The sequence below is a fragment of the Sulfuricurvum sp. genome (genome assembly GCF_049305995.1).
Lineage (GTDB): Bacteria > Campylobacterota > Campylobacteria > Campylobacterales > Sulfurimonadaceae > Sulfuricurvum.
On the sequence record NZ_JBAQPS010000356.1, the window covers coordinates 1 to 5273 of the forward strand.

Below are 5273 nucleotides of genomic sequence, written 5' to 3' on the forward strand. Positions count from 1 at the left end.
GCGGTATCCAGTGCAATACAGTACACGTAATAAAATGCGGGTGTGTCGGTTCATAGACTTTATAACGGCTTCGACCCATTTTATGCTCTCCTTAAATTTTAACTTTCATATGCATTCCCAACGTGGAGAGACTGTGAAAGAACTCCTAAGAGATAAATTTAATCTATACCATTAGACCTCTAGTGAACTTCAATTTTAGCACTTATGAATCACAAAAACGATAAAATAATACCTTATAAACTACCGTACAATGGTGCTTTGGAGGTGTTTTGTGAGTCATCATTATAAACAAGGGCTAAACAGACATCAGCAACAATTACTTCCCCCTAGCTTGGATGATTATGTCGATGAAGATAATGCCGTAAGAGCAATTGATAGTTATGTGGATATACTGGATTTATCGAAACTACAAGTAAAAAATCTCTCAAAAAAATCAAACGATGGACAACCTGCCTTCCATCCAAAGCTACTGTTAAAAATATACATTTATGGCTACCTCAATAAAATACGAAGCTCACGAAGCTTAGAAAAAGAGATCAAACGAAATATTGAGATGATATGGCTCACACAAGGGTTAACCCCCAGCTATAAAACCATTGCTAACTTTAGAAAAGACAATCCCATTGCACTTAAAGAGGTATTTAAAGAGTTTGTCTTGCTGTGTCGAGAAGTTGGTCTAATAGAGGGTAAACTTGTTGCTATTGATGGTGCATTTTTAAGAGCGAATGCGTCTAAAAATCAGCTTATTATGAAAAAAAATCTTCTAAAAGATTTAGAACAGATTGATGAAAAAATAACAAACTATTTAACAATGCTTGACACTACCGACAAAGAGGAAAAAAACACTTCTTCAACTCTTTCTATCCCTAAAAAGATTGCCAAACTTCATGAAAAAAAAGAGCAGTACAAAAGTGATTTAGCCCTTTTAGAAAAACTGGCTAAAACCCAATATAATCGAACTGATCCCGATGCTTCGCTTATGGTTAAACCCGCACATAATCTGATGGCGTATAACACTCAAATAGCCGTTGATAGTAAATATAAGTTTATCATAGCCTCAGAAGTCAGTAGCAATAACAATGATGCATCGCAACTCTATACCATGGCAAAACTATCAAAAGAGATTGTTTCAGTAGAAAAATTAACGGTTGTTGCCGATACGGGATATGAAAGTGCTATAGAGATTAAAAAATGTATTGATGAGGAGATAACTCCCATTATTCCAAAAGCTAACAAACAAAAAGCTCAAGAAGACAAAGGGGTATTTGTCCGAGAAAAGTTTATTTACCATGAGCAAAGTGATAGTTACAGATGCCCAAACAATCAAGAGATAAAAAGGACAAATTCTACTCAGATTAAAGGGGAAAAGCTTTTGTTCAACTATAGATCTTCCAGTGCAGTTTGTAAAAACTGTCCCTTACGAGATAAATGCTTACCGCAACAAACACCCTATAAACAACTATTCCGATGGGAGCATGAAGAAGTTATAGAAAAACACAATAGGCATATGCAAACAGATGAAGCAAAAACTATCATCAAACAAAGAGGCTCAATCGTTGAACACCCATTTGGAACGATTAAAAGGACATTAGGCTGGGATCATTTTTTAGTTAGGGGAATAGAAAAAGTATCGGGTGAAAATAGCTTAATAATGTTTAGCTACAATTTTAGAAGAGTTATAAACCTAATAGGAACAGCACTCTTTAAAAAGTTGCTAATTGCTCTACGAAACGGCAATATTAATACTATTAAAGAGGAAATTGCAGCATATATCAGCAGGTATTTAGATATTTCGGGCTACTTTTTTCAAATATTGATTATCTTTGGTTTTATGAAGAAAAATGCCAAGTATATTCTACGATAAGACTGAAAAAGAGTTTAGTTCTTTCACAGTCTCAGGACGTTGGGAACGAGGAGAAATAGGGAGATGGAGTTTAAAACAAGCAATAGCTACATAATGAATTGTTATAGGTATCACCTATAGTTTTTATGACGCTAAATGGCTTCTCTTTAAATTGATTTCCAGATTAAATCCGACCGCTTTTGCATATTCTATCAATGTGGATAAGTTCGGTAAACTTTTAGTATTTGGACTCTCTAATCTCGAAATATTGCTTTTTTTCGTGTGTAGCAGGGTCGCAACATCTTCTTGGGAGAGTTTTGCATCGAGGCGAGCTTTTATCATCTGTTTTTTGAGTGCAAAGATCGGTTCTAATGCTTCGTATTCTTCTCGTACCTCTTCATTTTTCAGAGCTTTTTCTTTGAATGCTTCAAAAGAAGATCTATTTGTCATGGTTAATCTCCTTTTTTCGCTTTAATGCGATTTCGATCTCTAAAAAACTCTATTTCCCATTTCATGTAGCTATTATATCAAAAATGATAACTTTTTAGAAGAGAAAGGAGACGGCTATAAAAAGTGAAGATTGAATACATGACCCCTATATTGTAACGTTCAAGGTGAGCGGCCTTGCGCGGCTTTATGCGCAAGATCCTATGCCGCGCGTAAAGCAACCCAGTTCTCTCTAGTCGTCATTGGGGTGGTACGCCGACAACACCACCCTCTGGGCTTAGAAATATGAAACTAAAAGCAGGGTAGGTTTTTCCATTTATTTGCACTGCTTGATACGGCTGCAAGCTTGATTGACCATTTTCAAACACTTGAATTCTTCCACCTCCTTGTAGCGCGATCCCCAAGTATGCAAATTGGGAGGTGGAATCAATTCCAATGACAGCCCCTGATGCGGATAGCCTGATAGTGGCACCAGCAGGGAGTGTCTGTGCTCTGTCAATATGATTCATTGCTAATTTGGCGCTTTGAATTGCTCCAAAATGTAAAGGGGTTGTTGAGGAATTGTTCGGGTAGAAAAGAACGATGCCAGGCGAGGCAGTAAACAAAGCTCCGGTGCCGGGAGCGTTGAACGTAAATGGCTTGGAAATAGTTCCACTCTTTATCCAACCATTCTCGTAAAAAATAATTGGTTCAGGATCAAATACGAGACCGTCGATATTTATTGATGAGGCAAATGTGCAGTAGATGACTTGACCATTTTGATTAAACCTCAATAGTGTCGAAGGTTTTAGCGGGACACTAATTGCGCTCTGGCCGGCATCAACAGTGCCGGACATAACCTCTAATTTGTCATTCAAGCTAATTTCAGTGCCAGCGAGCCAATTTATATCGCGTGATCTATAGCTTGAAGCCAAAGTCCCCCGAACTGGTTTTTGGCCAGAGCCATCTAAAGTTAATTTGGTTCCACCCTTAAAAACTATCCCATATGACCAAGTATCTCCGCTAAGAGAAATTTCGACTGCCCCAACCTCCATCGAAAATAGGACGAGCAGTGCAGTACTCATAATTCTTGCAAAGAGCAACATTATTTCTCCCTTGATTCAATTGAAATAGAAGGATTCAGCGCACAAATTTTCTGCGGCATAACTATTTATTCATACCCAAAATGTACTATTTTGATAGAAATTCACAAGATAATCAGACATTCAAAATGCCCTACTATCAGAAACATCCAAGCAGAATCTTACACATTGACATATTTTAAACATTTTACATCGTTTATCTTAAAATCAATTCCGTATCCCACTTCTTCAGCATACGAATGCAAAGGGTCAAAATTTACCGAAAGAGCGGTACGATACTATTAACAAAAACATAGATGAGACTATTGCTAGGAGAGAATTTCATGGATATATTAAAAATCCCCTTTGTCGAAAAAGTGGGGATAGAACAAGACGAAAAAGGTTTAAAACTCATCTTTCGCTCAGACAACCTAAATCATATCGCTACCGTACACGCAAGCGCACAATTCACTCTAGCAGAAACAGCAAGCGGTGAGGCGTTACAGAGACTTTTCCCCGATTTGGTCGGTAAGGTTATCCCAGTATTACGCGATTCACAAATCAAATTCAAAAAACCGACTACCGATACCATCTATGCAATAGCTACCATAAGCGATGAAGAGATAGAGATTTTTAAAACTGGTCTGGATAAAAAAGGGCGTGCGATGATCGGTGTAGATGTCGAGCTAAGAGATGAGAGTGAAGTTGTGGTGTGTATCGGGAGATTTACGTGGTTTGTACAAGTTTTAGATGTTTAAACTATATTAATTAATAAAATAATAGTAAATAGCTTGTAATTCATTCTAAAAAGATATATAATTAACAAAATATAGTTAATTGGCATGGAAAATTAAGATATGAAATCTTTGTTCAAAATCGATGACTTGCTCAAACAAAGTAATAAAGTGGTGCGTAATGAGCGTATCGCTTTGGGGCTGACCCAAAAAGAGTTTGCCAATTTCGTCGGTTTGAAGTACGCGACTTATCGCTATTTCGAACAAGAGGGGAAAATCTCTTTGGAAAATTTTCTTTCTATTTTAAACGCCATCAATAAAAGTATAGAGTATAAAAAGTTTTTGGATGGTTTTGAGTATGAGAGTGCGCGAGAACGGGCAAAACCTGATATAAATACCCCACAAGACAATATGACAAAGCCTATCGTACCGCCGTCTCAAAAGCAGATTACCCTCGATAAACAGATATTCGGCAACGAGCTGTTTTACAGTGTCGAAAATGGGCATGTGTATGAAGTTTCGACACTTATCACGATTATGTTGGGACACTATAGTGATGAGAGACTGGTATTGCTTTTGCGTTATTTCGGTGTTGATAGATTAAAGCCTTATATTCTGAAAGAGAAAAATATCGATTTATTGCAAAAGTTCAACAAACATATAACGTATCTAAAGAAACGAGTCTGAGATGTTGGAAAAAACGAAGCAGGTTTTGGACGCTCTTGCTAAACATGAGCTTTTTGAAAAACATGATATTCGATTCGTAGGGGGTACGGCATTATCGTATCTAATCCAACATCGTTTGTCTGAAGATTTGGATTTCGCTATGTTAGAGTTATGTAGAGATGAAATAGAGGAGATGATGCATCTCTTCGGTGCGGAAAAAATCAGACATGACAATACAGCGGTGGATTATGCGCTCAATGAGGGAGGTGATTTGTATGATTATCATCTCAAATACATACTGAATGAGGTTAAAGTTGAATTTTTTTCGCCCACTTTTAACGTGCTTGAAAAAGAGATCTGGATTGATAGCACGACAAGTCGGTACAAAGAAACAAAACTAAAAATAGCCTCTTTTGAGACCATCATGTACATGAAGAGTATGGCATTTTGGAATCGGAAAAAATATCGTGATTTATTTGATATTTATTATGCGATTACCAATATCGATGGTTATGATGCAAA

General features: G+C 37.1%; 6 protein-coding genes. 4 read left to right on the forward strand and 2 right to left on the reverse strand.

The features are described from left to right. Nucleotides 1–271 precede the first annotated feature (271 nt). A complete protein-coding gene (locus WA010_RS11985) occupies nucleotides 272–1864 on the forward strand; it encodes an IS1182 family transposase (protein ID WP_422557348.1) in 1593 nt (530 codons plus the stop codon). 123 nt (nucleotides 1865–1987) lie between these two features. Here WA010_RS11985 and WA010_RS11990 read toward each other — a convergent pair whose 3' ends face one another. Next, a complete protein-coding gene (locus WA010_RS11990; RefSeq protein WP_422557349.1) occupies nucleotides 1988–2293 on the reverse strand; it encodes a helix-turn-helix domain-containing protein in 306 nt (101 codons plus the stop codon). 236 nt (nucleotides 2294–2529) lie between these two features. Further along, nucleotides 2530–3375 (reverse strand): hypothetical protein, encoded by an 846-nt coding sequence (locus WA010_RS11995; RefSeq protein WP_422557350.1) that lies wholly within the window; start codon nucleotides 3373–3375, stop codon nucleotides 2530–2532. A gap of 320 nt (nucleotides 3376–3695) precedes the next feature. Between WA010_RS11995 and WA010_RS12000 the strand changes: the two genes are divergently transcribed. The 3 genes from WA010_RS12000 to WA010_RS12010 all read left to right on the forward strand — a co-directional run. Next, nucleotides 3696–4109 (forward strand): PaaI family thioesterase, encoded by a 414-nt coding sequence (locus WA010_RS12000; RefSeq protein WP_422557351.1) that lies wholly within the window; start codon nucleotides 3696–3698, stop codon nucleotides 4107–4109. 99 nt (nucleotides 4110–4208) lie between these two features. Next, entirely contained in the window at nucleotides 4209–4772 is a 564-nt protein-coding gene (locus WA010_RS12005; RefSeq protein ID WP_422557352.1) for a helix-turn-helix domain-containing protein, read from the forward strand. Between the two features lies 1 nt (nucleotide 4773). Next, nucleotides 4774–5273: nucleotidyl transferase AbiEii/AbiGii toxin family protein (locus WA010_RS12010; RefSeq protein WP_422557353.1), on the forward strand; the 500-nt coding region annotated here is incomplete at its 3' end.